Annotated in this window: 23 protein-coding genes; 5 read left to right on the top strand and 18 right to left on the bottom strand. The window is 52.2% G+C overall.

Going from position 1 to position 25,077, the window contains the following annotated elements; translation table 11 throughout:
- Nucleotides 1-20: 20 nt before the first annotated feature.
- The 5 genes from EBB_RS19645 to EBB_RS19625 all read right to left on the bottom strand — a co-directional run bounded on the left by EBB_RS19645 (nt 21) and on the right by EBB_RS19625 (nt 5,800).
- Nucleotides 21-968: a histone deacetylase family protein gene (locus EBB_RS19645; RefSeq protein ID WP_192395438.1), complete on the bottom strand. Its 948-nt coding sequence runs from the start codon at nt 966-968 to the stop codon at nt 21-23.
- A gap of 275 nt (nt 969-1,243) precedes the next feature.
- On the bottom strand, nt 1,244-2,842 hold the full coding sequence (locus tag EBB_RS19640) for a peptide chain release factor 3 (protein WP_371741602.1): 1,599 nt from the start codon (nt 2,840-2,842) through the stop codon (nt 1,244-1,246).
- Nucleotides 2,843-3,297: 455 nt separating this feature from the next.
- The gene (locus EBB_RS19635) at nt 3,298-4,107 is read right to left on the bottom strand and encodes a lanthanide ABC transporter permease protein PedC (RefSeq protein WP_192395437.1); all 810 of its coding nucleotides are present in this window, start codon (nt 4,105-4,107) and stop codon (nt 3,298-3,300) included.
- Nucleotides 4,104-4,841, bottom strand: coding sequence for a lanthanide ABC transporter ATP-binding protein PedB/LutE (locus EBB_RS19630; RefSeq protein WP_192395436.1), 738 nt, complete (start codon nt 4,839-4,841; stop codon nt 4,104-4,106). The genes EBB_RS19635 and EBB_RS19630 overlap by 4 nt, the downstream gene beginning before the upstream one ends.
- The gene (locus tag EBB_RS19625) at nt 4,838-5,800 is read right to left on the bottom strand and encodes a PQQ-dependent catabolism-associated beta-propeller protein (RefSeq protein ID WP_192395435.1); all 963 of its coding nucleotides are present in this window, start codon (nt 5,798-5,800) and stop codon (nt 4,838-4,840) included. Before EBB_RS19625 ends, EBB_RS19630 begins: the two co-directional genes overlap by 4 nt.
- A 528-nt stretch (nt 5,801-6,328) precedes the next feature.
- Here EBB_RS19625 and EBB_RS19620 point away from each other — a divergent pair.
- Nucleotides 6,329-6,535 (top strand): hypothetical protein, encoded by a 207-nt coding sequence (locus EBB_RS19620; RefSeq protein WP_155931079.1) that lies wholly within the window; start codon nt 6,329-6,331, stop codon nt 6,533-6,535.
- Between the two features lie 259 nt (nt 6,536-6,794).
- Here EBB_RS19620 and EBB_RS19615 read toward each other — a convergent pair whose 3' ends face one another.
- Nucleotides 6,795-8,456 carry an ATP-binding protein gene (locus tag EBB_RS19615; RefSeq protein WP_192395434.1) on the bottom strand — a complete coding sequence of 554 codons (1,662 nt, stop codon included), beginning with the start codon at nt 8,454-8,456 and terminating at the stop codon, nt 6,795-6,797.
- A 263-nt stretch (nt 8,457-8,719) separates the two neighbouring features.
- Between EBB_RS19615 and ald the strand changes: the two genes are divergently transcribed.
- Nucleotides 8,720-9,835: an alanine dehydrogenase gene (gene ald / locus EBB_RS19610; RefSeq protein WP_192395433.1), complete on the top strand. Its 1,116-nt coding sequence runs from the start codon at nt 8,720-8,722 to the stop codon at nt 9,833-9,835.
- A 1,660-nt stretch (nt 9,836-11,495) separates the two neighbouring features.
- Here ald and hemN read toward each other — a convergent pair.
- From hemN to ccmA, 10 genes are read right to left on the bottom strand one after another with little or no spacing between them, the layout of a single operon-like run.
- A complete protein-coding gene (hemN, locus tag EBB_RS19605) occupies nt 11,496-12,875 on the bottom strand; it encodes an oxygen-independent coproporphyrinogen III oxidase (protein ID WP_192395432.1) in 1,380 nt (459 codons plus the stop codon).
- Complete coding sequence (gene ccmI / locus EBB_RS19600; protein ID WP_192395431.1) at nt 12,875-14,083, bottom strand: c-type cytochrome biogenesis protein CcmI; 1,209 nt, start codon at nt 14,081-14,083, stop codon at nt 12,875-12,877. The genes hemN and ccmI overlap by 1 nt, the downstream gene beginning before the upstream one ends.
- Nucleotides 14,080-14,535, bottom strand: coding sequence for a cytochrome c-type biogenesis protein (locus tag EBB_RS19595; RefSeq protein WP_192395430.1), 456 nt, complete (start codon nt 14,533-14,535; stop codon nt 14,080-14,082). Before EBB_RS19595 ends, ccmI begins: the two co-directional genes overlap by 4 nt.
- A complete protein-coding gene (locus EBB_RS19590; RefSeq protein ID WP_192395429.1) occupies nt 14,532-15,062 on the bottom strand; it encodes a DsbE family thiol:disulfide interchange protein in 531 nt (176 codons plus the stop codon). Before EBB_RS19590 ends, EBB_RS19595 begins: the two co-directional genes overlap by 4 nt.
- Complete coding sequence (locus EBB_RS19585; protein WP_192395428.1) at nt 15,062-17,005, bottom strand: heme lyase CcmF/NrfE family subunit; 1,944 nt, start codon at nt 17,003-17,005, stop codon at nt 15,062-15,064. The genes EBB_RS19590 and EBB_RS19585 overlap by 1 nt, the downstream gene beginning before the upstream one ends.
- Nucleotides 17,002-17,436, bottom strand: a complete 435-nt coding sequence (ccmE, locus tag EBB_RS19580) for a cytochrome c maturation protein CcmE (protein ID WP_192395427.1) — start codon at nt 17,434-17,436, stop codon at nt 17,002-17,004. The genes EBB_RS19585 and ccmE overlap by 4 nt, the downstream gene beginning before the upstream one ends.
- Complete coding sequence (gene ccmD / locus EBB_RS19575) at nt 17,433-17,600, bottom strand: heme exporter protein CcmD (RefSeq protein WP_192395426.1); 168 nt, start codon at nt 17,598-17,600, stop codon at nt 17,433-17,435. The genes ccmE and ccmD overlap by 4 nt, the downstream gene beginning before the upstream one ends.
- A complete protein-coding gene (locus EBB_RS19570; RefSeq protein ID WP_192395425.1) occupies nt 17,597-18,358 on the bottom strand; it encodes a heme ABC transporter permease in 762 nt (253 codons plus the stop codon). Before EBB_RS19570 ends, ccmD begins: the two co-directional genes overlap by 4 nt.
- Nucleotides 18,358-19,032: a heme exporter protein CcmB gene (gene ccmB / locus EBB_RS19565; RefSeq protein WP_192395424.1), complete on the bottom strand. Its 675-nt coding sequence runs from the start codon at nt 19,030-19,032 to the stop codon at nt 18,358-18,360. The genes EBB_RS19570 and ccmB overlap by 1 nt, the downstream gene beginning before the upstream one ends.
- Complete coding sequence (ccmA, locus tag EBB_RS19560) at nt 19,023-19,655, bottom strand: cytochrome c biogenesis heme-transporting ATPase CcmA (protein WP_192395423.1); 633 nt, start codon at nt 19,653-19,655, stop codon at nt 19,023-19,025. Before ccmA ends, ccmB begins: the two co-directional genes overlap by 10 nt.
- A 146-nt stretch (nt 19,656-19,801) precedes the next feature.
- Here ccmA and purE point away from each other — a divergent pair, with 146 nt between their 5' ends.
- The 3 genes from purE (at nt 19,802) to ftsH (ending at nt 23,304) form a co-directional block, all read left to right on the top strand.
- Nucleotides 19,802-20,299 carry a 5-(carboxyamino)imidazole ribonucleotide mutase gene (purE, locus tag EBB_RS19555; RefSeq protein ID WP_192395422.1) on the top strand — a complete coding sequence of 166 codons (498 nt, stop codon included), beginning with the start codon at nt 19,802-19,804 and terminating at the stop codon, nt 20,297-20,299.
- Nucleotides 20,296-21,390 (top strand): 5-(carboxyamino)imidazole ribonucleotide synthase, encoded by a 1,095-nt coding sequence (locus tag EBB_RS19550; RefSeq protein WP_192395421.1) that lies wholly within the window; start codon nt 20,296-20,298, stop codon nt 21,388-21,390. Before purE ends, EBB_RS19550 begins: the two co-directional genes overlap by 4 nt.
- 72 nt (nt 21,391-21,462) lie before the next feature.
- Nucleotides 21,463-23,304, top strand: a complete 1,842-nt coding sequence (ftsH, locus tag EBB_RS19545) for an ATP-dependent zinc metalloprotease FtsH (protein ID WP_192395420.1) — start codon at nt 21,463-21,465, stop codon at nt 23,302-23,304.
- 33 nt (nt 23,305-23,337) lie between these two features.
- Here ftsH and EBB_RS19540 read toward each other — a convergent pair whose 3' ends face one another.
- Both EBB_RS19540 and EBB_RS19535 read right to left on the bottom strand, forming a co-directional pair.
- A complete protein-coding gene (locus EBB_RS19540) occupies nt 23,338-24,066 on the bottom strand; it encodes an esterase family protein (RefSeq protein ID WP_192395419.1) in 729 nt (242 codons plus the stop codon).
- A gap of 3 nt (nt 24,067-24,069) precedes the next feature.
- Nucleotides 24,070-25,029 carry an acetylxylan esterase gene (locus EBB_RS19535; RefSeq protein ID WP_192395418.1) on the bottom strand — a complete coding sequence of 320 codons (960 nt, stop codon included), beginning with the start codon at nt 25,027-25,029 and terminating at the stop codon, nt 24,070-24,072.
- Nucleotides 25,030-25,077: the final 48 nt, after the last annotated feature.

Raw genomic sequence — 25,077 nt, 5'->3', positions numbered from 1 at the left:
ATTTTGAGACGAGAGGCGGTTCATTCGCCTCTGGTTGGGCTGCCCATCAAGCTGCCGACATGAGCGGCAACACTATTAGCCAAGGCGCTTAGATTGTATCCGCCTTCCAATGCAGAAATGATTCGCCCCTGGCAGCAGACATCGGCGATGCTCAGCAATTCGTCGGTAATCCAGCGATAGTCGTCTTCCACCAGGTCAATCGATGCCAAAGGATCGTCTTTATGGGCGTCGAAACCGGCGGAAACCAAAATCAGTTCGGGCTTGAAGGTTTTCACTGCCGGCAAAATGGACTGGCGATATTTCTCCCGAAACACCTCGCCGTCGCTGCCGGTGGGCAGAGGAATGTTGATAATGTTCCCGACACCGCATTCCGAGGGATGGCCGCTGCCGGGGTAATGCGGCCATTGATGGCTGGAAGCATAGAGCACTTGCGGCTGTTCGCAAAAGGCCGCTTGGGTGCCGTTGCCGTGGTGCACGTCAAAATCCACGATGGCGATCCGGGTCAGGCCGTAGCGGCTGCGGGCATATTCAGCGGCAATGGCGATATTGTTGAACAGGCAAAACCCCATCGCATAATCCGGCATGGCATGGTGGCCGGGAGGGCGGGTGGCGCAAAAGGCCCTAGCGTTTTGGCCGGTGCAAATTCTATCGACGGCGTCGCACACTGCGGCCACCGCGCGCAGAGCCGCTAGTTTGGAACCAGGCGATACCACGGTATCCGCGTCAAAATTGGCGTAACCTTGTTCAGGAATGGTTGATAGCACTTTCGCTATCATGGCCTTGCTATGTACCAGGCCAATCTTATCAAGAATGTCGGCGGGAATATCGGCTGTGATTCTTTGCAATGGTGCAAATTCGGGTGCCGACAAGGCTTGTTCGATCACATGGAGCCGGTCAATGCTCTCTGGATGGGCTACGCCGGTGTCGTGGCCCAAAAAATCCGGGTGACTATAGTAAAGTGTGCGCATAAGCTTACTCCTGCGGATGTTGCTTAAAGTCGTATCTTTATCGGATTGGCTTCGGCAGTGTATATCCCTCGCGCAAATATATCTATAAATATTAAGTGTTTAGCGAATTCTTATTGAGCTGAGTTTTTGCGCTGGGAGATAGCGGCGCTGGGTTTTTCGTGGGTAATCAAGGGCGGCAAATGATGGTATCAGCCGTGAAAAAGCTTTGCACGAATCGCTTGGCCTCAAGCGATTCCGCATGATTTGGATTTAAAAGATTGGCTTTGAATCAGCTTTCAAAGCTCTCTGGTCTGACTAAAATGAATGTCCGGCCAGCGCTCTTCGGTCAACTGCAAATTCACCCGGCTGCTGGCCAGATAAACCAAATAGCCGCCACCATCTTCGGCAAGGTTTTCGAAGGCCTTGTTCTTAAACTCTTCCAGTTTGGCCGGATTTTTCGCGCTGACCCAACGCACGGTATTGATCGGCGAAACGTCGTAAGCACATTCCACGTTGTATTCGTTTTTGAGACGATGGGCGGTAACATCAAATTGCAAAATACCCACCGCACCAAGGATCAAATCGTTGTTTTTCAGCGGGCGGAATAGCTGGGTAGCACCTTCTTCGGTTAATTGAATCAAACCTTTTTGCAGTGCTTTGGCACGGAGCGGATCTTTTAACACCACGCGGCGAAACAATTCCGGCGCGAAGTAAGGGATGCCGCCGAATTTCAAGACTTCGCCTTGGGTAAAGGTGTCGCCGACCTGAATGGTGCCGTGGTTATGCAAGCCTATGATGTCGCCGGCATAGGCTTCCTCGACGTTTTTGCGGCTGTCCGCTTGAAAAGTAATGGCGTTGGCGACCTGGATGTTTTTGCCAATCCGCACATGATTGACCTTCATACCTTTATCGAATTTGCCGGAACAGATTCTTAAAAACGCCACGCGGTCGCGGTGCGCCGGGTCCATATTGGCTTGGATTTTAAAAACAAAACCGGTGAATTTTTCTTCATCGGGCATCACTTCGCGTTGCTCGGCTTGGCGTGATCTAGGACCAGGGGCGTATTCCGCAAAAGCGTCCAGCAATTCGATGATGCCGAAGTTATTGATCGCCGAACCGAAAAATACCGGCGTTTGTTGCCCCGCCAAATATTTCGCGTGATCGAATTCGTGGCTGGCACCTTTGACCAGTTCGATCTCGTCGCGCAATTCTTCCGCCTGATAGCCTAGCAATTCGTCAAGCTTCGGATTGTTCAAACCTTTGATGACTTCGGCTTTGGCGATACGACCACCGTGGTGCGGACTGAACAGCAATATCTCATCTTTATACAGCTGATAAACCCCTTTAAAGCGCTTGCCCATGCCTATCGGCCAGGTCATCGGCGTGCATTGAATTTTTAGCACGCTTTCGACTTCGTCGAGTAGTTCTATCGGCTCACGGCCTTCGCGGTCCAATTTGTTGATGAAGGTCAGAATCGGGGTATCGCGGAGACGGCAGACTTCCATCAATTTGATGGTCCTATCCTCTACGCCTTTCGCCACGTCGATCACCATCAACGCCGAGTCTACGGCTGTTAATGTCCGGTAAGTATCTTCGGAAAAGTCTTCGTGGCCCGGTGTATCGAGCAAATTGATAATGCAATCGTTATGCTCGAACTGCATCACCGAGGTGGTCACGGAAATCCCCCGCTCCTTTTCCATCTCCATCCAGTCGGAGGTGGCGTGGCGCGCGGCTTTGCGACCTTTGACCGAACCGGCTAACTGAATAGCACCGCCGAACAGCAGCAATTTTTCAGTGATGGTGGTTTTACCGGCGTCGGGGTGAGAGATGATGGCAAAAGTGCGGCGTCGCTTGTATTCAGGAAATTCCATTGATTGCTTTATTTGAATTTGCATAGTTGTGTACACAGTGATGTACACAAAATTAAAAGTACACTTCCGGCAATGCGATAGGTGTTGCCGGAAAATGTTGGAATTATATCGTAGATTCTTCCCAGGCGATGGCGTCGTCCTAATCCTCGAATTGCCTGAAATTAAAAGTAACCCAAGGGATCATTAAAAACGGGTCGTTGCCTTACATTGTGTACAACCGAAATCTAACGGACTACCTCTAACGTGAGACAAGGGCTTTGGTCCTTAAAAGGCAATCGTTATGCAGGGAAGTAAAATAAGAGCAACACCCAGCTAACCAATGTGGCTGAGTTAAAGATTATCGGTTGGTTTTTGCCATGCGTGCCTTGGTTTATCTCAGAATGAATGGTTAAACAGCCCATGGCGAGCGGTGCCCTGCAAGCACGGCTTAACTTTAGGAGATTGACCGGCCATCTAAAGGATATTCGGCCTATTCGCTATTAATCGCCACCACCACCTTTTTTAACCATCATGCCCTTACTCGGGTTATAGCCCATGATGGCCGCGCCCATAAACAGCAAAAACGCCGCGCCGGTAAAGAGTAAGGCCTGTTGATTAAATTGTTCGTACAAGGCAAAACGGATCAATTCCACCGCTTGCGAGAATGGGTTGTATTGCGCCAGCGTATATAGCACTTCGCTGGATTCTTTGATTTTCCATAAGGGATACAGCGCGGTAGACATGAAGAACAGCGGGAAAATGACGAAGTTCATCACCCCGGCAAAGTTCTCCAAATGCTTGATGAACGACGACAGCAGCAAACCTAGCGCTCCCAGCATCATACCGGCCAGCACCAGCGCCGGCAAAATCCAGACATAACCCATCAGCGGCGCTTGAATATCGTATAGCCAGGCGATGCCCAGGAAAGCATAGGATTGCAGCACACCCACCGCAGTACCGGCGATCAGCTTGCTGCACAATAAAAACCAGCGCGGCAACGGGCAGACCATCAACATGCGCATACTGCCCATCTCCCGATCGTAAACCATAGACAACGAGCTTTGCATACCGTTAAACAACAGGATCATGCCCAGCAGACCGGGGGTGATGTAAACCTCGTAAAGGATGTAAGTCTCGTAGGGCGGCGCGATGGCTATGCCCAACGCGGCGCGAAAGCCGGCGGCGAAGACGAACAGCCAGACCAGCGGCCGCACCAAGGCCGAGACGAAGCGTTCGCGCTGATGTAAAAAACGCAGCAATTCTCGGCCGACGATGCCAATCGTCGCTCGCCAGTAATGTAAAACCCTCATGCTTGCGGCCCCTGAGTCAGTTTTTGGAATACCTGGCCGGGATCGGCCCAACCGGTGGTCTGCAATATCTCAGACAGTTTGCCGCTGGCTTTGACCTGCCCTTTGTGTAAAACAATTAAGCTATCGTCAGCAGCAATTTCGTCAATCAAATGCGTGGCCCACAGCACGGCCAGATTTTGCTGTTTCACCAAATCATGGACATGACTAACAATAGCCTGCCGGCTGGGCATGTCCAAACCAACGGTCGGCTCATCCAGCAATAGTAAACTGGGTTTATGCAGTAAGGCGCGGGCGATTTCTACCCGGCGCTTGTGGCCGCCATTCAATTGCCTGACCTTTTCGCCGCGGCGTTCGAACATAGCCAAACGCTCCAGTTCTTCTTGGATACGCTTATCAGCGGCCTTGCGTCCTATACCGTGCAAGGCCGCGTGGTAACGCAGGTTTTGCGTCACCGACAAATCAGGGTCCAACGTAGTCTGTTGAAATACCACGCCTAAGCGTGCCAAGGCTTGCAGGCTTTGCTTTTTAAGATCAAAACCGCAAAGCTCAATGCGCCCTGCCCTGGCATCGTAAAGCCGGGTGATCAAGGAAAACAGCGTGCTTTTGCCGGCGCCGTTAGGTCCTAACAAGATGGTGCATTCGCCGGATTGCACATTAAAACTTAAGGCATCCAAGGCCTTTTTTGCACCGTAGGCAAAGCTCAGGTTTTCAACCGCTAAAGCAATCTCGGTCATGGTTTAACCGCCACGCCCCAAGGGTAACGACCCACCGCCACCGACTTGACGACTTTGTGATTTTCCAAATCGATGATAGATACATCATTGCTGACGCCATTGGTGGTGTACAGACGTTTTTGATCCGGCGAAAACGCCAAATTCCAAACCCGTTGCCCCACCAACAAAAACTTTTCCACTTTGTAGGTTTGGGCGTTGATCACCGCGACGCGGTTAGCCGGCCCCATCGCCACATAGCCGTACCGGCGTTCCTTATCAATCGCGATGCCCACCGGTTGAATCTGATCGCTGCTGACACCTTGGACGTCCAGCTTGATGTTCTGCACGATCTGTTTGGATGCCGCATCGATAATGGTCAACGTGCCGGCCATTTCTGACGTCGCCCACAATTGCTGGCTATCGTCGGTAAACGTTACCGCGCGCGGCCGCGGATCGACCAGCGTGTTATCGGCAATCTGCCGGGTGTTGGTGTCGATCCAGTGCAGCATATTGGTGGTTTCCGAAGCGCTGATGGTCCATTTGTTGTCCGGGCTGACGGTAATACCTTCCGGCTCCACCCCTACCTTGATCTTACCAACGGCTTTTTTTGCGGCGATGTCGATGACCGTCACTTCCGCATCATCTTCGTTGGACACGTACATAAATTTGCCGTCCGGGCTTAAGGCAAAGGTTTCCGGATCTTCCCCGGACGGTAGTTTGCCGGTTTCCTTCAGGGTTTCAGAGTCGAGCATGCGGATGGTGTTGTCGTCGCTGGTGGCAACAAACAGCGTCTTGCCATCTTTGCTGATCGCGATGCCGCGCGGCCGCTGACCGACCGGCGCGGTTTTGACCAGCTTGCCTTCTATGGGATCGAGCACGGCAATTGCGTTATCTTTTTCCAGCGTGACGAATACGGTTTCGGCTTGCGCGGCCGTAGCCAATAAGACGGCGGCCATTCCGGCCATTTTTATCGGGTGCATAAGTTTTTCCTTGGTATGCCTGATGTCATTTTATTGATCTATTGGGTAAGGAGAATTTGCGCTTCACTGACAAATCGATGTCGTTAGCGAAAATGAATAGATATAAAACCAATCACACGCTATTTCACAACAAACACCCTCTCTAGAGCTGGGAAGTTTAACCCGAAGCTCGGCGGGATTACATCCTTTCGCCGATTGGGAAATTATCCCTATTTATCCAAGCTGTGAATATAGTTGTTCCCGCTTGACGGTAATGACGGCAGAAAGGAATTGGCAATGTCCCTGGCCTGAGTATGGGCCCAGCTTGACCAATCACGTCACACTCGGCGTTTACCCAAAAAACACGAAGACCTGTACGCTAGAACAATACCGAACTGACTGCCCCAAGGCGAAGATATGCGCAACGCTCGGCATTTGTTATTAGCATCGCAAAATCATACAAAGAAAGTTGCCAAAAAACTTAATTTGGAAAATCAGGATATTACAAATGGCCGTCAATACTTACTTCGGACTAACAAGGACATAGGCATGAAATTTTATCTGATAACGGAAGACCAACTGGAAAACCTCGGAAAAAAGCACGATTCACTGCTTAAAACCGGAACCCTATGCGATCTGATGCTGGACATTGCGGCGCATGCCGACGATTTTCAAACCTTCGATGCGGCGTTGGAAATGGCCAACAGCGAATTGGATAGATTGGAGCTGTTTTTCGATACCTGCGATTTGGTTTGAGTTGATTACTGTCGGTTTCCCCACCAATCACTGTTACGCAGAGATAATGTTATCTGCCATGGCAAAGCCGGTCCGATACCAAACCCGAACTGAACTCGAAGCATTCGAACTTGCTGAGGCCTGATCCCAAAGACGAACAGCGCAGACACGACAAACTTGCCCCTGGCGAGTTTGCCTATTAGTTGTGAACGAACATCTCATCGGGCCTCCTCTGATTGACCGGAATAGAAACCGCGAGATTCCCCCAAAACCCTGATCTTTAATGCCTATTCTGCGTCCGCCAGTTCTCGACGATACCTTCCACATCCAAATCGTCCGGGCCTTCGCGCCAGCTGGTGTAGCAATCAACGTCGTTACTTTTCGGTTCCGGATTGGGCCGGTAGATTTGTACCCGGGTCGGTAGCGGCGCCGCTTCGCCGAGCACCAGCGCTTCGCCTCTGCCTAGAGAACTAAGAATATCCGCCAAGTCACCTTCAGCCTCCGGCACCAAGCCGCGAATGTACTGCTGGTCGTCGGGGTTAGTGGTGCGCAGGCAAATAAACGAGCTACATTGGGCCAACATAGTTTCCGACAATTCGGTGGGCCGTTGGCTGACCACGCCGATGGACACGCCGTATTTACGGCCCTCTTTGGCGATCCGTTCCATCATTTTCTTGGTCCCATCGAATTGCCCACCCTTCTCGCGCGGAATGTAGGCATGCGCTTCCTCGCAAATCAGCGTAATCGGAAACTCACGGCGGCGCGGGTTCCAGTAGTTGAATTCATACGCCAGCCGCCCGACTTGCGCAGACACCGCCGGCCGCACATCGGTCGGTACGGAACTGAGGTCGACCACGGTGATGTTGGCCTTTTTTTGCCCCAGACCGACAAATTGCCTGAGCAAATCCGCCATGCTGGCCGAGTTGTTGCGTTTTTTGGGTTTTAACAAAAAGTCGTAACGCACATCATTAAAACGGCTTTGCATCGTCACCAGAAATTCGTCGAATTGACCAAATAAAGCACCCTTGGTTTTACCGAAATCCTTGCGTTCTTCGTTGGCGGCTTTGAATTGCATATACATTTCCGCTAGCGAAAAATAAATCGGCGTGTCTATCGATACCACGCCCAGACCAATGGCTTTGGCTTCCTTGCGCTTCAACTGCTGCAGCACTTCGCGCATGAAAGACATCTGCATCGAAGCGCCTCTGTCGTCTCTATCGATGAACAGGTCCACCAACTCAGCATAAGACATCATCCAATACGGCATTTCCAGATCCATTGCATCCACGTAATTGACTTGCTCTGCCGGAAACGCCGATTCGATACTGCCGTCCGGGCGCTTCCAGCAATATTCGCCGTGCAGATCCAGCATGATCATATGAGTCTTAGGCATGGCTTTCATGGTGTGCTGTATCAAGCTGGTGACGGTCCAGGATTTACCGGAACCGGACTGGCCGATAATCGCAAAATGCCGGCCAAACAGTGCGCGCGGGTCCAGGCTCAAGTGATAATCCTTATGACTGGCCAGCTGCCCAATAAAAAACTCGTAATCGCGAAATTTGGAAAAAATCGCGTTGATTTCGCTGAGCCCAACGGCATATACCGCCGCGCCCGGCGTCGGATAATGGCGCACGCCGCGAATGAAGACATTGCTTTCGTTCAACTCGCCGACCGGGATCAAAGCAATAAAGCGGTCGGTTGCACGATTGCCGGCAGCGTCGAAACGGTCGCGTTCCCACATTTTGAACACCAGCGCCAACACGCCGATATGCGACTGCCTGATCACCACATACGAGCCGATATGACCAGCCAGGATTTCTTCATCGCCGAGTTTGATGATAGGCGCTGCTGTCGAATGTTCTTCAGTGATACGAGCGTCCATACCGTCGCCTCTGACTTCGGTTAAATGGCCGATTAGGATGTTTTGCGTTTGCTGGGTCATGATATTTTCTCTGGTAAAACCGCTGGGCTAAGCTTAGACGATTTTTACGGCCCGTCCCGGCCACAGCAGTCTATTCATTCGGCTGGGGCAGAGCAGCGGTTTTGCGCCAAAATGGCAAACAAATCACTACAAACGCTACAACATGGGGCCCGGTCCGTCACGGTAAACCATTGAACGTTTGGTACTTATGACGGACCGCGCGTTGCGGTCTGATTATTGCTATCATCGAATCAGCATCATTTAATATTACACAAGAGGTGAATATGAAAATCGGCATACCCAAGGAAATCAAACCCAACGAAAATCGGGTATCGGTGGTACCGTCCGGCGTTGCCGCGTTGGTGAGCGCCGGCCATACCGTGACGATGGAGAGCGGCGCCGGCGTTGGCGCCGGTTTCGAAGACGCGCTATATCAAGCCGCCGGCGCGCAGTTGGTGGACGGTCCGGAACCGGTTTGGGACTCCGCTGAGATGATCATCAAGGTCAAGGAACCAATAGAACCCGAATGGGCGCGGATTCGTCCCGGACAAACGCTGTTCACCTACTTTCACTTTGCCGCCAACCGCCCATTGACTGAAGCACATCTGGCATCCGGCGCTACCTGTATCGCCTATGAGACTGTGCAGTTGCCGACCGGCGAATTACCCTTGTTGACGCCAATGTCGGAAGTAGCCGGCCGGCTGGCGGTGCAAGAAGGCGCGCACTATCTGGAAAAACTGTACGGCGGCCGCGGCATGTTACTGGGAGGCGTGCCGGGCGTGTTGCCGGCCAAAGTGTTGATTTTGGGCGGCGGGGTCGTCGGCACGCAGGCGGCAAAAATGGCGGCCGGGTTGGGTGCGCAAGTCACGGTGATGGATTTGTCGCTGGAACGTCTGCGCCAACTCAGCGATATTTTGCCGGCGAATGTGCAACTATTGTTTTCCAGCCGTCATGCCATCCTGGAACAAATTCGCACGGCGGACCTGGTCATCGGCGGCGTATTGGTCACCGGCGCAGCCGCGCCCAAATTGATTCGTGCTGAAGATTTAAAATTGATGCAAGCCGGTGCAGTCATCGTCGATGTGGCGGTGGACCAAGGCGGCTGCGTGGAAACCACTCACCCCACCACTCACGCCGAGCCGATTTATATCATCGACGATGTCGTGCATTATGCAGTCGCCAATATGCCCGGCGCGGTCCCCCGCACTTCGACCCTGGCACTGACCAACGCCACCCTGCCCTATGCCCTGCAACTCGCCAATAAAGGCTGGCAACAAGCATTGCGAGAAAATTCGGCGTTATTGAAAGGCTTGAATATCGTGGCCGGCAATGTTACCTGCCAAGGAATTGCCGATGCATTTGGATTTAATTGTCTGCCGCCGGATCAGTTCCTGAGCTGAACCCATCGCCCCGACCGAACTGTGGTAGGTGTGCGAAGGGCACCCGGGATTATGTGGTTTGTAACCAGATTCGGCACCTTACCCAATCTGCGGCTCAACAATTCATCTCGACAAGGGTGAACCGGATTATCCTCGTCGGTTGGTGGGGCGTTTTTACGAAAGCCCCACAGAACACGTCTTTAGTTTTGATCGAGTTACCCTGCGTGGGCTTACGTTGCGGGGCTGGGAATTGAAACAGTCACTTCGATAAGTAGTCAAATGAGGGAGAAACCTTATTCCTCATCTTGCACCGCCACCGTCCAAATCCGTTTGATCGGTAGAGCCGAACAGCGTGAAACGAATCGCTCGCGATGAGTGCGGTTCGTAAACTCATCACTCTGCGCCTGCTTTTGGCTCGACATTTACCATTGACACTGTGGTTTCGCTTGGCGAGTGTTGGCTGCTTTAAACCTTCCCTCTTTCGAGCCGGATAGGGTAAGCATTGCGTACCTTTTTGGCCTTTGGTTCATCGAAAATCTCGAAAACGGCATGCAATGCATACCCTATACAACTATCGAATCGATTTTTCTTAAGTCTGTTTGGCTAGCGGTAAAGAAAACAATAGGGAAATGCCGTAACACAAAAAAGCGGTATCAATTTCTTTTCCCACCAGTAATTCAATAACCGTCAGCAGTAAAATTACTAAGCCGAGGTGCCAATTCGAGGTGAAATAAATAACGGCGATCACGAGGACTGCGCCTAGGATGTTGACCATTAGTCTGATTGAATCGCTAAAAACCAATGGCGTCATACAATATGGGCATGACAGGACGCTCTCACCGACGATACGTTTACTGTCTTCCCTGGGAATGGGTTTTTGGCATGATCCACATCGACATTCAAACATATTCATTGCCCTCTTCGTCGTAAAAAACAGTTGAAAAATAATAGCAAGTAGCCTGGATGAAGCGTAGCAGAATCCCGGTAATCGAAGCCATCAAAACCTCGATTTCGTTTCACTCCATCGAGGCTACATAATTTTCTCGCCACCGATTTTTAATGCCAAAGCATAGGATGTGCTGAACAGCGTGAAGCGCATCGTTCGCGACCATATTGAGTTGAAAGAATCAATTCATTGAAAGAGGACGCTTTAAGCATTCCCCTCTAAATCCGGCACTGGCTGCGGGAACGGCTAGCCGCAATGCCAGCCACTTTAAGCGAAAAGCTATCATCGATAAGCTATTTGTTCCTCCCGAACACCTCTTATCTTTAACCGCCAGGCATTTCTGGCTTGCCAGCGCCGCAAAAAGTCATTCGCGCAAGGCAAATTGCTGCTGTCGCAAACCTGCATAGGCTAGCACGCAAGCAAAACTGCTTCTCACGAATGGCAAATCGCTTTAATCGCCAGCCTGGAGAGGCTTGCGTGCAAGCTAAAAAGCTATTCGAGAAAACCAAATCGGTGCAAGTCCAAATCGCCATAAGCTTGCGCGACACCCGAAGTGCTATTCCAAGCAGGTAATTTGCTTTAATGGCCGACCTCGCCGGCTTGCCCGCAAGCAAACATGCTTGGCGGACGAAGCGATTTGCTTTAAGTGCAAACCTGGATAGCCTTATTCGAAAGGAAGCCGGTGGTTCAGCCTTAACGCGATGCTAAAGCAGTAAACTTCTCTTGCGCTTGGGCTCAGATCACTTTGGAGAACTGCTGCTGCTTCTGCGCCAGGTATTTGTCAAACACCATGCAGATATTGCGGATCAACAGGCGGCCGGCTGTGGAGACTTGAATGCCGTCGGCCGTTAAATCCAGTAAACCGTCGGCTTTCATCAGCCTCAGGTTTTCCAGCTCGGGCGCAAAATATTCGGCAAAATCGATAGTAAACTCGGTTTCGATTTTGCTGAAGGTCAGTTCGAAGTGGCAAATCAGTTGGGTGATTACCGCCCGGCGCAATTTATCGTCTTCATCCAGATCCACGCCGCGAAATACCGGCAATTTGCCTTGCGAAATGGCGGCGTCGTATTCGTCCAGTTCCTTGTAATTTTGCATGTAGGCATCGCCGACCCGGCCGATGGATGTTACGCCGAGCCCTACCAAGTCGCAGTCGGAATGGGTCGAGTAACCCTGGAAGTTGCGGTACAACTTGCCTTCGCGTTGCGCCACCGCCAACTCGTCATCAGGCTTTGCAAAGTGATCCATGCCAATGTAAACATAGCCGGCATCGGTGAGTTTTTGCCCGACCATTTGCAGGATTTCCAGCTTCACCGCCGGCGTCGGTAAATCGGCATCATTGATTTGCCGCTGGGTTTTAAAGCGGCTAGGCATGTGCGCGTAATTAAAGATCGAAAAACGATCCGGCGCATAGGCCAGCACTTGCTCCAGGGTTTTGGCAAAAGTATGCTCTGTTTGCAGCGGCAAGCCGTAGATCAGATCAATATTGGTTGAGCGAAAGCCTTCCTTGCGCGCCGCTTCCAACACCGCGAAGGTTTGTTCCTTGCTTTGCAGGCGATTGACGGCTTTTTGCACGTCCGGATCGAAATCCTGCAAGCCCAAGCTGATACGGTTAAAACCCAGCTCGCGTAATTGGGCGATGGTCCGGTCGTTGGTTTCGCGCGGATCGACTTCGATGGAATATTCGCCGCTATCGTCGTCATGCAAAGTGAAATGCTCGCGGGTGGTATCCATCAAGCGTTTCATTTGTTCATAATTCAAAAAGGTCGGCGTGCCGCCGCCCCAATGCAGCTGATTAACCGGCCGGCTCTTGTCGAACAACGCGCCTTGCATCGCCACTTCCCGGCATAAGTTGTCCAAGTAAGGGACGGCGTGGGCGCGGTTTTTGGTGACGATTTTGTTGCAGGCGCAATAAAAACACACCGTGTCGCAGAACGGGATGTGAAAGTACAGCGACAGCGGCCCGCCGGCGGCATTGGATTTTTGAATATGCTGCAGATACTCGGCTTCTCCGAAGCCTTCGTGCAATTCCAGCGCGGTGGGGTACGAGGTATAACGCGGCCCGGACTTGTCGTAGCGTTTGATCAAGTCCAGGTCGAAGGTGATTGATTGATCCATTACTGCATTTCTTGATTGATGGTGATGCCGACGCTGGGATTACCGGATAAAGAGTCAAGCTGCGCCGTGCCGATCAAATCGCCGGTTTGCGGCATCGCGTTACCGGTTTTGGAAATCCGCGCAACGATGCGGAGTTGTTTGAAATCGGCCAGATGGGTTTGCGGTTGCATCGCCACGCTATCGTTCAGCACCACGCTGGCAGGCAAATCAGAGACCTGTTTGCGGACGATGGCCAGCGGCATTTTCGGACCATTGACAGCCTGCGCATAAATAAACACGGTGTGCTGCGGTTCGGCTTTGGTTTTCACAGCATCGTCCAGCACCACTTTCACCTGAATATCAACCGATCCGACCGATGATGCGGCGCCTTGCGGCTTTTGCTGTTCGGCTTCTGCCATTTGGATCATTTTCTGCAATTGTTGCTGACTTTCGTTATCAGCAGGCAGTAACCCGGACAGTTTCCGCCAATAGCCTATCGCTTGCGCGAAGTCGCCAGCTTCGGCCTTAGCCATTCCGGCCAGCCATAGAGCGGTGTGATCTTCGGGCAGCAACTTTAAGGCCTGAAAAACCAATTCGGCTGGTTCGCCGGCCATTTGCCCGTTACGCGCCATCGCCAAAGCATCGGCATAGTGCAGCATCACTGCAGGATCGTTAGGTTTGCGTTTGTTCAACTCGGCGAACACATCGGCGGCGTTTTGGTACTGCTGCATGTAAACGTATGAGCGACCCAGCATCATCCAACCTTCCAGATCATCCGGCTGCTTTTTAAGCCTATCTAGTAACTGGTTGACCATGTTTGCCACATTGTCCGCAGTTTTTTGATTACTACGCACCAACTCCTCTTTAGCTAAGGCCTGCGGTTCACCCAACATGCCATACAAAAACAAGCTAATTAGCGGCAAGCCAAGCGCGATGAGCGGCACAATCCAGCGTCCGGTTTTAGGGTTTGCGGCGACGGGTGCGGGGCCTTCAAGGTCGTCCAGCAAGGTTAATTGCAACTCCCGATATTGCGCCTCGTATTGTTCGGACGACAGTACCCCGTTTTGCAGTTGCACTTTCAGTTCAGCGAGTTGTTGGCGCGCAATCGCCGTGTTGCGTTGTTCGCCATCGGCGGTGCGCAGCGGCGTGAGCTTAAACAGAGGCGGTAAAATCACCAGCAAGGCCAGCGCCACTAAAACGGCTATAACTAGCCAAAACTCAAGATTCACGCGTCGTCACCTTTGTCCAAAATACTCTCTAGCTTAGCCCGCTGCTCTTTGCTTAACGGCTCTTCCGTCACAGTCGTCTTGCTGCGCAAAACCCAAACTGTCGCCAAGCCAATGACCAAGAACAGCACCGGCCCCAGCCAAAGCAGCATGGTTTTCAGTTTCAAGGCTGGTTTGTACATGACAAAATCGCCGTAGCGGTCGGTCATGAAATCGACGATGTCCTGGCGGGATTTACCTTGTTGCAACATTTCATAGACTTGCCGGCGCAAGTCCTTGGCTAGGTCGGCGTTGGAATCGGCGATGGTTTGATTCTGGCAAACCAAGCAGCGCAGCTCGGAAATCAAGGTTTGATAGGCCTGTTCCTGCTCGGGTTGCTTGAAGTCACGGTATTCAATGTCGGCCTGGGCTTGATTTAAGGCCAACGCTAAAATCAAGACGTAAAGAAATCTCATGGGTTTTCCGCCTCCAGTCGTTGAATCCACGGCAGAAAGACTTTTTCCAGATCGCCAGGCTGCACCGGCCCGGTATGTTTATAACGAACCACGCCGCGTTTATCGATCACAAAGGTTTCCGGCACGCCATACACACCATAATCAATACCGGTACGACCGTCGGCATCCATCACGCTAACGGTATAAGGATTGCCGTGTTTAGTCAGCCAGGCGTTAGCAGCCGGCATTTCATCTTTGTAATTCAACCCCACGAGGATGACCTTATTTTGCTTGGCCAATTCGATCAATAAAGGGTGTTCTTCCCGGCAGGATACACACCAGGACGCCCAGACATTCAACAACCAGACTTTGCCTTTAAAATCGGCTTGGCTAAGGCGCTGTTCCGGCGTGGCGAGAATCGGCAGGTTAAAAGCCGGCGCGGGTTTGTCGATCAGCGGCGAGGGTATTTCTCTGGGATTGAGATTTAAGCCAATCGCCAAAAACACCGCCAATACGATGAATAAAAGCAGCGGTAACAAATATTTCATCAACTTTGCGAAAGAGGTTTGTTAAGCAAACGATAGCGGCGGTCGCTGGCGGCAATCAAACCGCCCAGGGCCATGAATACCCCGCCCATCCAGATCCAACGAATGAAGGCTTTGTAGTAAACCCGCAAACTCCAGGCGCCTTGTTTGTCTAAAGGCTCACCCAAAGCCACGAACAAATCGCGGAATACGCCGGCATCGATAGCCGCTTCGGTCATCGGCATGGTTTGCACCCGGTATACGCGTTTTTGTGGCGACAGTTCGGCGACCGTTTCACCATTGTGGCTAACGGTCAGATAAGCTTGTTCGGCCCGGTAGTTGGGGCCCTCGGTGCTTTTCACGCCGTGAAACTGAAACACATAGCCGAATAAATCCAGGGTTTCTTCCGGGGCCAAGCGCACGTCGCGCTCGATGCTGTAAACCGAGGTATAAGTAATGCCAATCACGAATACGGCGATACCCAAATGCGCCAAGGTCATGCCGTAAAACCCGGCCGGGATTTGCTTCAAGCGCTCAATTGACCAGCTTTGCAGGCGTTGTTTGAATGCCAAGACAGTAATAGCCAAAGTCCATAACGCCAGACCGGTACCCAAAGCCGCGCCCCAGGAATAAAACGGCATTAACAGCGGCGTCAGTAATGCCAGACCCACGGAGGCCGCAATCAACCAACGCACGCGCAAGCCCAAGGCTTTCAAATCGTCGCTTTTCCAGCGCATCAAGACACCCAAGCCAACTACCAAGGCCAAAGGTGCCATCAGTGGAATGAAAACGGCATTGAAGTAAGGCGGGCCCACCGACAATTTACCCAAACCCAGCGCGTCAACCACTAGCGGATACAGAGTACCCAGCAAGATACTGGCGGCAGTGACGACTAGCAGGACATTATTAATCAGCAACACCGATTCTTTGGAGACCAGCTCAAAACGGGCGTGGCTTTTAACCTGCGGCGCGCGAATAGCGTACAACAGCAAGGAACCGCCCACTACCACCCCGAGGAAGATCAAGATAAACAAGCCACGGGCAGGGTCGCTGGCAAAGGCGTGTACTGAGGTCAATACCCCGGAACGAACCAGAAAGGTGCCGAGTAAGCTCAAGGAAAACGCGAAAATGGCCAGCAATACGGTCCAGGTTTTGAACACCCCGCGCTTCTCGGTGGCGGCCAGCGAGTGAATCAAGGCGGTGCCGACCAACCACGGCATGAAAGAAGCGTTTTCGACCGGGTCCCAAAACCACCAACCACCCCAGCCCAGCTCGTAATACGCCCACCAACTGCCCAGCGTGATACCTATGGTCAAAAACATCCAGGCGATATTGGTCCAGGGTCGCGACCAGCGCGCCCAAGCCGCATCCAATCGCCCTTCCAGCAAAGCAGCTATGGAAAACGCGAACGCCACCGAGAAACCAACATAGCCCATGTACAGCATCGGCGGATGAATCGCCAAACCCGGGTCTTGCAGCAGCGGATTCAAATCACGGCCTTCGGCCGGATAGGGAAACAAACGCTCGAACGGATTGGAGGTCAATAACAAAAACAGGATAAAGCCGATGCTGACTAAACCCATCACTCCCAGCACCCTGGCCCGGGTGGCGTCAGGAATGTGGGCGCTAAATGCCGCGACCAGCGCGGTCCAAATCGACAGCGTCAAAGCCCATAGCAGCAAAGAACCTTCATGCGCGCCCCACACCCCGGAAATCAGATAGATCAGCGGCAACGCGGTATTGGAGTTCTGCGCGACGTAAGCCACAGAAAAGTCGTGGCTGATGAAGCTGGCGGTCAAACAGCCGTAAGCCAGGCCCATGAACAGTAATTGCCCGAAGGCGGCAGGTTTGGCGACATGTACCCAACCGGTGATCGATTTAGCAGCGCCGAAAATCGGCAAGATGCCTTGTACAATCGCCATGCACAAGGCCAGGATTAATGAGAATTGGCCGATTTCCGGGATCATTGTTTAGCCGCCGGTTTTTTCAAGCTGCCGGCCACTTCGGGCGGCATGTAATTCTCGTCATGTTTAGCCAGCACTTCTTCCGCAACAAACACGCCACGGCCATCCAGAGCCCCCTTAGCGACGATGCCCTGCCCTTCCCGGAACAAATCCGGCAAGATGCCTGAATATTCCACCGTCACTTCCTTTTCGAAATCGCTGAGTTTAAATCGCACCAATAAATCGGCATTGGGCCGCTCCACGCTGCCTTTCACCACCATGCCGCCCAAGCGAAATACTGCATTGCTCGGCGCTTTGCCGGCCGCAACGTCACTGGTAGAGAAAAAATACATCAGGTTTTCGTTAAAGGCTTTTAAGGCAAAGGTTGCTGCTAAGCCCAATCCCGCCAACATCAGAATGATCAAAAACAAGCGTTGTTTTCGGATTGGCTTCATCGCGCTTGTGACCGTTTTTGTTTGATAGTGAGTTCGCGTAGCAACTGTTTACGTTGTAGCACCGGCAAGACGATATTCACGACCAACACACATGCCGTCACGCCGTAAGCCGGCCAGACGTAAACGGCGTAACCGCCCATATATAAAAAGCTTTCCCAGCTCATGCTTGTTTCTCCAGTAGCGCTTTTACCCATTGCGAGGTGGTTTCGCGCTTTAATAATTCCAATTTGGCAGCCTGCAATACGGCAATCAAGTAGTAAAACTTGAAAGCCACCGCCATCAGTAACAAGGGCACCAACATGCTAACGTGTATGGACGGCTTATCCATCTTGCTGACGGTCGGTCCTTGATGCAGCGTGTTCCACCATTGCACCGAATAATGAATGATGGGGATATTCACCACGCCCACCAGCGCCAGAATCGACACCGCTCGCGCGGCCGCCCGTTTTTCTTCAATGGCACCGTACAAACTGATCACGCCCAGATACAGAAATAAAAGGATCAATTCCGAGGTTAGGCGCGCGTCCCATACCCACCAAGTGCCCCACATCGGCTTGCCCCACAAGGAACCAGTGACCAGAGCCACAAAGGTAAAGCCGGCACCAATAGGCGCGCTGCTGATCAGCATCACCTCGGCCAGCTTCATGCGCCAAATCAGCGCAATCCCGCCCATGATTGCCATCAGCACGTAAATAAACAAAGACATCCAGGCCGCCGGCACGTGGATATAGATGATTCGGTAACTATCGCCCTGCTGGTAATCGGTGGGGGCCAGATATAAGCCACCATAGAGACCGGCACCGAGCAATAACAGAAAAATAATCGTCAACCAGGGTATAAAACGATCCGCCAGAGCGTAAAAATACGGTGGCGAGGAGGTACGATGAAAAAACCGGCTAACCGGCGCAGGAATCCAAGACATCAATTAACACTCATTTTTAACGCGGCTGCGGTTGGCAACGGCACTAACACTAATGCCGACAGCAACATAGCCAATAAAATATTCAGTTGGGCACCGACTGGCAATCCGCTGGCGGCCCTATCCACGGCGCCGCTGGCGAAGATCAGTACCGGCACATATAAAGGCAATACCAATAAGGACAATAACATACCGCCCCGGCGCAAACCGACTGTCAATGCCACACCGATGGCACCAATCAAGCTCAGCAGCGGAGTAGCTAAGATCAATGTCAGCCATAAAGTTCCCATAGCTTGTTCGGGCAAACCCAAAAACACCGCCAACAAGGGCGCAATCAACAACAAAGGCAGACCGGTCACCAGCCAATGGGCGATGATTTTGCCCAGCACCAAAATCGATAAGGCGTGCGGACTGAGCAGCATCTGCTCCAGCGAGCCGTCATCAAAATCGCTGCGAAACAAGCCATCCAGGGATAACAAAGCCGCCAACAAGGCGGACACCCAAATCACACCCGGCGCCATCGCCCGCAACAAATTGGGTTGTGCGCCTACCGCCAATGGGAACAAAGTCACCACCAACACGAAAAAAAACAAGGGATTGGCCATTTCCGCCCGGCGCCGAAAAGCCAGCAACAAATCCCGGCGAATAATCGCCCAAAAAGCCCGAATTATTGGCATGCTTGCAGGTGAATGCGTTTTAGATTGAGATCAGCCATGCTTAGATCGTGATGCGAAGTCAAAACCGCCATACCGCCTTGAGCAATATGTTCGGCCATCAGCGATTCTATCAATTTGATGCCTTGCCTATCCAGCGAGGTGAACGGTTCGTCGAGTACCCACAACAAATTGTGCGTGATCAACAAGCGGGCCAGCGACAGGCGCCGCTTTTGGCCGGCCGACAAGGTATGCACAGGATTGTCGTCGAATCCGGCCAGCTGCACTTTGTCCAATGCTTGTTCGATGCTGTATTTACCGGCGCTGCCCAGAGCCAACGCAAACTTAAGGTTTTCCAACACCGTCAATTCCTTTTTTGTGCCATCGGCATGACCGACATAAGCCATGTCATCGTAATAGCTGCTATCGGCGATTTTGCTGCCGCACCAATAAATCTCGCCGGTATCGGCTTCTCTGAAGCCGCACAGGATACGCAATAGCGAGGTTTTGCCGCTGCCGTTGGCGCCTTCGAGCAATAACACCTCCCCGGCATTCACGGTAAAACTCAAATCGGAAAACAACAAGCGCTCGTCGCGAAAACACGATAACCCACTGGCTTGCAGCGAAGCGTGTTGCGGGTTTTCCATCCTTCCATCCTTAGGCTGACACATTACAAGGGGCGCTATCTTATCATTAAGCCCGGCATAGTTCGCAATTTGCCGACAGAGAAAATCTCCCCAATTATGCGATAATCGGGCTTGTTTCGATTGACCGCAAATACCGGAGATTTTGCATGACCGCATTGATAGGCATCATCATGGGTTCCACATCCGATTGGGAAACCATGCAACATGCAGCGCAAACCCTAGAGCATCTTGATATTCCGCATGAAGTGGAAGTGGTTTCGGCCCACCGCACCCCAGACAAGTTGTTTAAGTATGCAGAAACCGCGGAAGGCAAAGGCTTGGAAGTCATCATCGCCGGCGCCGGCGGTGCCGCGCATTTGCCGGGCATGACCGCAGCCAAAACCGCGCTGCCGGTGTTGGGCGTACCCGTGCAATCCAAGGCTCTGAACGGCATGGATTCTTTGTTATCCATCGTACAAATGCCGGCCGGTATTCCGGTGGGCACGCTGGCCATCGGCAAGGCTGGCGCCATCAATGCCGCGTTACTGGCCGCCTCTATCATCAGTAATAAACACCCGCAATACCGCCCCGCTCTCGATGCATATCGTCAACAACAAACCGATAGCGTGATCGCCACCCCCGACCCAAGACAGGTGGCCGGATGAAAATTGGCATACTAGGCGGTGGTCAACTCGCCAGAATGATTGCGTTGGCCGGTTATCCACTGGGCTTGAAATTCATCGTGCTTGACCCAGACGAGAATGCCGGCGCTGCCGGTTTAAGCGAACATTTACTGGGCGCTTACGACGATCCGGATTTGTTGGCTCAACTAGCCGAAAAAGCCGACATTGTGACTTACGAATTCGAAAACGTGCCGGCGCATGTCGCCGAATTCCTGTCCAGCCATACTACTGTATACCCACCCGCCGGTGCATTGGCCGTCGCCCAAGACAGATTACTGGAAAAGAATTTCTTCAAGGATTTAGGCATCCGCACCGCACCGTTCGCGGCCATCGATAGCTTAGCCGACTTGGAACAAGCGCTGCCCGAAATCGGCTACCCAGCTATTTTGAAAAGCCGACGCATGGGTTACGACGGCAAGGGCCAGGTGGTTTTAAAATCAGCCGATGAACTGGAATCAGCCTGGCAAAGCATGCAAGGTGCTGCCTCCATCGTCGAAGGTTTCGTGCCGTTTCAGCGTGAAGTATCCATCATTGCTGCTCGCAGTCCATCCGGCGAAATTGCCTACTACCCACTATCTGAAAATCAACATCGCGGCGGCATTCTGCGTGTTGCCGAATGCTGCACTAGCGACCCCGAACAAACGATTGCCGAAAACTATGTGAGTCTGTTGCTGGAAAAACTCGATTACGTCGGCGTCATTGCACTGGAATTGTTCGATCTGAACGGAGAACTCCTGGCCAATGAATTTGCGCCGCGGGTGCATAACTCCGGTCACTGGACCATTGAAGGCTCGGAAACCAGCCAATTCGAAAATCACTTAAGGGCAATTCTGGATTTGCCGCTGGGCTCAACGAAGCCGCGCGGCTATGCCGGTATGGTGAATTTTATCGGCGGCCTGGCCGACGACGCCACATTGTTAAACATTCCCAACGCGCATTTGCATCTGTACGATAAAACGCCGCGGAAGGGCCGAAAAGTCGCGCATGCAACGGTCAGAGCCGACGCGGAATCCGCCTATCGCGAGGCCTTACAGCATTTGGCTAATTTAGCGTTGGCTGTCGACGCATCATGATCTCTTAGCTTGAATCTGGGCGGTTTTGGCACACAAGCCAAAATCGCTCCGCAGAACATAGAGGCCAAAACCATGAAAAAAATTTTATTCTTGTTGTTCATAATGGCCGGCATCGCCATCGCGGCGTTTGTCATTTTTAATCCTGCCCCTGCCACCTACAAATCACAAGGCGATATTCCTTATTCCGACTTCATCCAGGATGTGCGCGGCAAAATGGTAGCCGAAGTGGTGATCGACGGCAGAGCCATCGACGGCCTAAGGCATAACGGCACACGTTTTACCGCTTATAGCCCCGGCGATGTGACGGTGATAGACGATCTATTACAGAACGGTGTGAAGATCGTCGTGCAAAGACCGTTAACCCAATCGACATTCATGCAGGTGTTTTACTCCTGGGCGCCGACCTTTTTGCTGATTGGCGTATTGATTTATTTCATGCGCAAACAACTACTGGGTGCCGGCGCGCAAAACAATTTCGGTAAAAGCCGAGCCAAGTTGATGACGGAGAATCAGGTAAAGATCCGATTCAGCGACGTTGCCGGCGTCGAAGAAGCCAAGCAGGATGTTGCGGAAATGGTCGATTTCCTGAAAGCACCGGGTAAATACGAGGCCCTGGGCGGCAAAATTCCGAGAGGCGTGCTGATGGTCGGCCCTCCCGGAACAGGCAAAACCTTGCTGGCCCGAGCGATTGCAGGGGAAGCCGGTGTGCCGTTCTTCTCAATTTCCGGCTCCGACTTCGTGGAAATGTTTGTCGGCGTTGGTGCGTCCCGCGTTCGAGACTTGTTTGTACAAGCGAAAAAGCAAGCGCCGTGCATCATTTTTATCGACGAAATCGATGCGGTCGGCCGGCAGCGTAGCCCCGGCAATATGGGCGGCACGGAAGAGCGCGAACAAACGCTGAATCAATTATTAGTGGAAATGGACGGCTTTAGCGGCAACGAGGGCATCATCGTCATCGCCGCCACCAATCGTATTGACGTGCTGGACAAAGCCTTGCTGCGCCCTGGACGATTCGACCGGCAAGTGCAAGTTAGTCTACCGGACATCAAAGGCCGCGAACAAATCCTCAGGGTGCACTCAACTAGGGTACCCTTGGCCGATGACGTCAATTTGAATGATCTGGCACGCGGCACGCCGGGCTTTTCCGGCGCCGAATTAGCTAATCTGATCAACGAAGGCGCATTGTTCGCTGCCCGCAATAATCAGCGGGAAATCACGATGAACGATCTGGATAAGGCCCGTGACAAAACCATTATGGGCGCGGAAAAACGGACGATGATTATGAGCCGCGAAGACCTGTTGATGACCGCTTACCACGAAGCCGGTCACGCCATCGTTGGCCGTTTGGTACCCGAGCACGATCCGGTTTACAAAGTCAGTATCATGCCGCGCGGCGGCGCGCTGGGCATCACCATGTTTTTGCCGGAGCGCGATGAATACAGCGCCAGCAAAGACAAATTAGAAGGACAAATCTCCAGCTTGTTCGGCGGCCGAGCCGCGGAAGCGCTGGTTTACGGTAAGAATAAAGTCACCACCGGCGCGAGCAACGACATCCAACGCGCCACGCAATTGGCACGCAACATGGTCACCAAGTGGGGGCTATCCGACAACCTGGGTCCGCTGGACTACGGCGATAACGAAGGCAGCTATTTGGGACCGCAAGCCAAACCCATGTCGGAACACATGGCGCGGTTGATTGATCGGGAAATCAGGTTAATTGTGGACAACAATTATCTAAGAGCCGAAAGCCTGCTGAAGGAAAATATCGATATTCTGCATAATATGGCGCAAGCCTTGTTAGACTGGGAAACATTGGACAAACATCAGATAGATGAATTGATGCAAGGTCGAACCATCGCGCCGCCGACACCTGATGTAAAACAATCATTGGACACAGACACTCCAGAGCAGTAGCGCACTTTTCTCATCGAGCAGAACTGGAGTCTGTCAGATATATAGCGGAGCCATTCTGCGCCAGTAGTGGCCTTGATGCGCGCGCCCTTCCCATTCGTATAAGGCATGGGGAATGCCCTTGGCAGCTAATATGTGACTTAACTCGTGATTGTTCTGCAAAAACGGATCTTCCTTACCGATCACCAAAGTAATTTCCATTTGCTGCAAATGCTTTAATTGCGCTTGGCAATTCAAGTTGGGTAGAAAGTGCGTTGGCGTATGAAAATAGACATGATCGTCATAGTAGCCGTCGAACAGGTTTTTGAAACACTCCACTTCCAGCGTCAAATCGAAACGACCGGAGAAGGCTACTAATTTTTTGAACAAATGCGGGTGGCGGAAAGCAATATTGGCCGCATGATAACCTCCCAAACTACAGCCATGAGCGATGACGCAGGGGTGTGGATTTTTCAAGGCCATGAACGGCATGATTTCGTTCAGTATGTAGTCTTCGAAAAACATGTGCCGCTGAATACGGTCTTTCGGCCGCCGCCAAAAGCAGTAAAAAGTTTCATGATCAATGCTGTCAACACAGTACAGTTGTATGTGTCCCGCTTCAATTTTATTGCGTAACCGTTCGACAATGCCGAGGTTCTCGTACTCGTAAAAACGGCCGTCCCGAGTAGGAAAAATCAGTACTTTGGCCCCGGCGTGACCGAAAACCAGGAACTCCATGTCGCGACCCAAGCGCGGGCTGTACCAGTGGTGATATTCGCGATTCATAATCTAAAGCGACGATTCCCCGAAAAAATTTTGCAGCTCCGCAATCAGCTGTCGCTCCTGATCATGTTGGCGTGGATATTCAAAATGCCCCGCATCCAGTATAAATAAATGTTTGTCACCGGCCCAAGCGTTATAGATTGCAAATTGTCCGGGTGGCGCTACGACCGGGTCGAATAACGCGACGGCGCCATGCAAGGGCTGCAATGCATAACGCGCCGAAACAGCGGCATCATAATAGGCTAATGTGTCAAACACATTATGGTGAGATTGACTATAGGCTTTCAAAGCCGCGGCACTGCCACTGGTAGGCAAGCTTAAACGCAAGGGTTGGTTGCCAAAGGTGGGCACATTCAAGTGCACTCGCTTGATTCTGGCGTCCCATGGCGCGGCCAATGCTCCGATTCCGCCACCAAAGCTAATGCCCATATAGCCGATCTTATCCGCGATTGCCGGATAACGCTCGGCCAGAACGGTTACAGCCAGCCAGAGATCTTCTACACATCCGCCGATCACGTAATGATTAGGATCATCGATGTCTTGCACGACATGTTGATTCGGCTGTTCCGGCAAGCGCTCGCAGCGGCTGCGAGATATGCCGCGAAAGCAAGGAAAAAGCAAAGCGGCGCCCGGTATGTTCAGATGAAAATCGGGTTGCTCTCTGCCGCCATAACCATGGCCGACCACTATGCTCCGAGTAATGGGGTGTGCATCCGGCTCAAGCAACCAGCCGGCTATCTGAAAATCATCGGTAGACCGATAGCTTATGTCATAAACCCGGTAGCCCGCGCGCTGGCATTGGTAATTCAGAGAAAATTGCGGAGAGACCGTTAAGGCTTTTTGATACTTATCCCACCAAAACCGACAGAAATCGGCAGGCTCTTGCGGTGTGGGAACACTTAATAAATCGTCGAGACTGTAGCCATAGCCAGGATCATAGCTGTAATAATGATCGAATAAGCTCACGGGCTACCGGCCTGATTAAATTCTACCTAGGTCCTGTATTAAAGGCCT

It is taken from the genome of Methylomonas fluvii (assembly GCF_014850975.1).
GTDB classification, from domain to species: domain Bacteria; phylum Pseudomonadota; class Gammaproteobacteria; order Methylococcales; family Methylomonadaceae; genus Methylomonas; species Methylomonas fluvii.
The sequence above is the reverse complement of the archived record's forward strand: the minus strand, read 5'-3'. Positions and strand labels throughout refer to the sequence as shown.

Bases quoted from the DNA above. Each gene is read 5' to 3' on its own strand.
- ald (WP_192395433.1), top strand. From the start codon at position 8,720: ATGAAAATCGGCATACCCAAGGAAATCAAACCCAACGAAAATCGGGTA.
- EBB_RS19615 (WP_192395434.1), bottom strand. From the start codon at position 8,456: ATGACCCAGCAAACGCAAAACATCCTAATCGGCCATTTAACCGAAGTC.
- EBB_RS19570 (WP_192395425.1), bottom strand. From the start codon at position 18,358: ATGTCTTGGATTCCTGCGCCGGTTAGCCGGTTTTTTCATCGTACCTCC.
- EBB_RS19540 (WP_192395419.1), bottom strand. From the start codon at position 24,066: ATGAATCGCGAATATCACCACTGGTACAGCCCGCGCTTGGGTCGCGAC.
- purE (WP_192395422.1), top strand. From the start codon at position 19,802: ATGACCGCATTGATAGGCATCATCATGGGTTCCACATCCGATTGGGAA.
- ccmE (WP_192395427.1), bottom strand. From the start codon at position 17,436: ATGAAGCCAATCCGAAAACAACGCTTGTTTTTGATCATTCTGATGTTG.
- ftsH (WP_192395420.1), top strand. From the start codon at position 21,463: ATGAAAAAAATTTTATTCTTGTTGTTCATAATGGCCGGCATCGCCATC.
- EBB_RS19590 (WP_192395429.1), bottom strand. From the start codon at position 15,062: ATGAAATATTTGTTACCGCTGCTTTTATTCATCGTATTGGCGGTGTTT.
- EBB_RS19635 (WP_192395437.1), bottom strand. From the start codon at position 4,107: ATGAGGGTTTTACATTACTGGCGAGCGACGATTGGCATCGTCGGCCGA.
- EBB_RS19630 (WP_192395436.1), bottom strand. From the start codon at position 4,841: ATGACCGAGATTGCTTTAGCGGTTGAAAACCTGAGCTTTGCCTACGGT.
- EBB_RS19625 (WP_192395435.1), bottom strand. From the start codon at position 5,800: ATGCACCCGATAAAAATGGCCGGAATGGCCGCCGTCTTATTGGCTACG.
- ccmA (WP_192395423.1), bottom strand. From the start codon at position 19,655: ATGGAAAACCCGCAACACGCTTCGCTGCAAGCCAGTGGGTTATCGTGT.
- EBB_RS19620 (WP_155931079.1), top strand. From the start codon at position 6,329: ATGAAATTTTATCTGATAACGGAAGACCAACTGGAAAACCTCGGAAAA.
- EBB_RS19595 (WP_192395430.1), bottom strand. From the start codon at position 14,535: ATGAGATTTCTTTACGTCTTGATTTTAGCGTTGGCCTTAAATCAAGCC.
- ccmB (WP_192395424.1), bottom strand. From the start codon at position 19,032: ATGCCAATAATTCGGGCTTTTTGGGCGATTATTCGCCGGGATTTGTTG.
- hemN (WP_192395432.1), bottom strand. From the start codon at position 12,875: ATGGATCAATCAATCACCTTCGACCTGGACTTGATCAAACGCTACGAC.
- ccmD (WP_192395426.1), bottom strand. From the start codon at position 17,600: ATGAGCTGGGAAAGCTTTTTATATATGGGCGGTTACGCCGTTTACGTC.
- EBB_RS19645 (WP_192395438.1), bottom strand. From the start codon at position 968: ATGCGCACACTTTACTATAGTCACCCGGATTTTTTGGGCCACGACACC.
- EBB_RS19550 (WP_192395421.1), top strand. From the start codon at position 20,296: ATGAAAATTGGCATACTAGGCGGTGGTCAACTCGCCAGAATGATTGCG.
- EBB_RS19640 (WP_371741602.1), bottom strand. From the start codon at position 2,842: ATGCAAATTCAAATAAAGCAATCAATGGAATTTCCTGAATACAAGCGA.
- EBB_RS19585 (WP_192395428.1), bottom strand. From the start codon at position 17,005: ATGATCCCGGAAATCGGCCAATTCTCATTAATCCTGGCCTTGTGCATG.